This is a genomic window from Falsiroseomonas oryzae (assembly GCF_027856955.1).
In the GTDB taxonomy this organism is placed as follows: Bacteria; Pseudomonadota; Alphaproteobacteria; order Acetobacterales; family Acetobacteraceae; genus Falsiroseomonas; species Falsiroseomonas oryzae.
Map to the genome: position 1 here is coordinate 1 of NZ_JAPSMD010000665.1, position 2,119 is coordinate 2,119.

2 protein-coding genes and 1 pseudogene are annotated in these 2,119 nt (G+C 74.7%); all 3 read right to left on the reverse strand.

The genetic code is table 11. The features are described from left to right. A pseudogene (locus OZN99_RS33605) lies at positions 1-158 on the reverse strand (UDP-N-acetyl-D-mannosamine dehydrogenase); the annotation flags it as partial. Next, positions 155-1,330 carry a non-hydrolyzing UDP-N-acetylglucosamine 2-epimerase gene (gene wecB / locus OZN99_RS30325; RefSeq protein WP_270938934.1) on the reverse strand — a complete coding sequence of 392 codons (1,176 nt, stop codon included), beginning with the start codon at positions 1,328-1,330 and terminating at the stop codon, positions 155-157. The pseudogene OZN99_RS33605 and the gene wecB, both read right to left, overlap by 4 nt. 170 nt (positions 1,331-1,500) lie before the next feature. Then, positions 1,501-2,119, reverse strand: a 619-nt coding sequence (locus OZN99_RS30330) for a DUF2076 domain-containing protein (protein WP_270938935.1), incomplete at its 5' end; no start/stop codon positions are given.

Genomic DNA, 2,119 nt, shown 5'->3' on the forward strand with positions numbered 1-2,119 from the left:
TCCAGCCCCGGCTCGCGGTAGCCCGGACCGGGCGATCGGATGCGCGCCAGGACCGCCGGCGCGGTGTCGCAGCCCACCACGGCGAGCCCGGCCTCGGCCAGCAGCGCGGCTGTCGGCAGGCCGACATGACCCAGGCCGACCACGCAGACGTCGGTCATGCCGCGCTTGTCATGCGCGCATCGGCGGCGGCCCAGTCCTCGATGGCGTCGGCGATGCGCCGCGCCGCGGTGCCGTCGCCGAAGGGGAAGGCGTGGCGCGCCGCGGCAGCGTAGGCCGCCGCGTCATCCAGCAGCCGGGCGACCGCGGCGCGGATGCGGCGCGGATCGGTGCCGACCAGCTGCACCACGCCGGTCGCAAGCGCCTCCGGCCGCTCCGTCACCTCGCGCAGCACCAGAACCGGCTTGGCCAGCGCCGGACCTTCCTCCTGCAGGCCGCCGCTGTCGGTCAGCAGCAGCGCGGCGCGCGACATCAGCCACACCATCTCGAGGTAGCCGAGCGGCTCCACCAGGTGGATGCCCGGCCGCCCGCCGAGCCGCCGCAGCGCCGGGCCACGCACCGCGGGGTTGCGGTGCAGCGGCCAGACGATCTGCACATCGCCCCGCGCCGCGATCGCCGCCAGCGCGTCGCAGATGCGCGACAGGCCGGGGCCGAGGTTCTCCCGCCGATGCGCGGTGACCACCACCAGCCGCCGCGCCGGATCGAGCGGCGGCATCGCAAGCGCAAGCCGCGCCGCCAGAGCGCGGTCGCCGGCGATACGCGCCGCGGCGCCGAGCAGCGCATCGATTCCGGTGTTGCCGGTGACGAGGATGCGGCCCTGCGCGTTGTACTCGGCGCGCAGATTCGCCGCCGCGCCCTCGGTGGGTGCGAACATCAGCGCCGCCATGGCGTCCACCGCCACGCGGTTCAGCTCCTCCGGCCAGGGGCTGTCGAGGTCGAAGCTGCGCTGCCCGGCCTCCACGTGGCCGACGGGGATGCGCGCATGGAAGGCGGCCAGCGCGGCCGCCATGGCCGTGGTGGTGTCGCCATGCACCAGCACGAGCCCGAACCGCTCCCGCCGCAGCACACCCGCCACGCCGAGCAGGACGCGCGCGAAGAGGTCGGACAGGTCCTGGCCCGGCTGCATCAGGCCGAGGTCGAGGTCGCAGCGTTCCCCGAAGGCGGCCAACGCCTGGTCGAGCATCTCGCGGTGCTGGCCGGTGGACAGCAGAACCGGCGCCAGTCCCGGGCGGCGCCGCAACTCGGCCAACAGCGGCAGCATCTTGATCGCCTCCGGCCGGGTGCCGGAGACGAGCAGGACGCGACTCGATGCGCCGCCCGGTTGTGGTGCCACCGCCTTCCCTTCGCCGCGCCCCGCGCCATCGGGACGATACGCAGCCGAAGCGTGCTGGAATGCGCAGCAGCATTCAACCTTGAATTGATATTGTCGGCACGAAAAACCCCGGCACCGCGAGGCGCCGGGGTTCGTCGGATCAGGCCGTGCCGCGCAGCGTCGGCGTCGGCTCAGATCTCCTCGTCGTAGCCGCCGCCCTCGTCATAGGCCTGGGCGTCCTCGCCATAGGCATCCTGGCCATGGGCGTCCTGCTGCGCGGCGCCCGGGTCGGTCCAGGCGGAGGAGGTCGGCACCGCATCCTGGCCGAAGGCGCCGGACGTCGCCGCCTCAGCCGCGCCGCCGCCGGAGAAGGCGCTCATCAGCGCGTTGCCCAGCAGCAGGCCGCCGGCCACGCCGGCCGCGGTCATCATGGCGGTGCCCAGGAAGCCCGGGCCGCCGCGCTGCATCATCGCGGGGTTGTAGCCCGGCGGATACTGCGGCTGCGGCCGCGGGCGCATCGGCGCCGGACGGCTGCCGCCGCCGAACATGCCGCCGAACATGCCGCGGCTCTGGGCGGCCTGACCCTGGTTGCGGGCGTTCTCCACCTCCCATTCCAGCTGCTGGATGCGGTTCTGCATCTCGACCAGCGCGGCCTCCTGCACGAAGGCCATCTGGGTGAGGCGGTAGCGCGCCTCCGGATGGCGGGCGAACAGGTCGCCGATGAGGCGGTCGGCCTCCGGGTCGACCGGGGGCAGCTGCGGCTGGGCCGGCTGGGCGCCGCCGCCCAGCGCGCCCCAGGGCGAGGCCGGG